Here is a 378-nt window from a genome sequence, read left to right as displayed (position 1 = left end):
TCATCGTGCCTTCGGCCGCCCCAGCGCCCCGCCGTAGCATGTCTGCTGCTTCTCGGCACTGCCAACGAACAACTTATTTTTGTGATCGTATGAATATATTGTTGACCACACCGGGCACTCATCCTGATATCTTTGGCAATATTTGACTGAGATGCAAAGCTGTGAGCCAATAACGCTTAGTTTCGCAGGAGGCTTGTCGTGGACGCTCTCGAAGAGGACTTGGGACCGCGGTTCTCCGTCTTCCCATGAGGCGGAAACTCTAGCCTCAAAGTGGTCATAACCAACACTGGAATAAACAATTTCATAAATAACAGTGCCGACCGGCGGAACCGCAATGCTACCACTGCGAATCTCGTCCCAATAGCGAACCTCATCCCC

The 378-nt window shown here is 51.6% G+C and carries 1 protein-coding gene; it reads right to left on the bottom strand.

From position 1 onward, the window contains the following. Positions 1 to 378 (bottom strand): hypothetical protein (locus AB4Z23_RS28955; RefSeq protein WP_441361367.1); only part of this gene is annotated, 378 nt, incomplete at its 5' end.

Origin of the sequence: Agrobacterium sp. MCAB5, assembly GCF_052114365.1 — a bacterium.
Classification (GTDB): domain Bacteria; phylum Pseudomonadota; class Alphaproteobacteria; order Rhizobiales; family Rhizobiaceae; genus Agrobacterium; species Agrobacterium tumefaciens.
The sequence above is the reverse complement of the archived record's forward strand: the minus strand, read 5'-3'. Positions and strand labels throughout refer to the sequence as shown.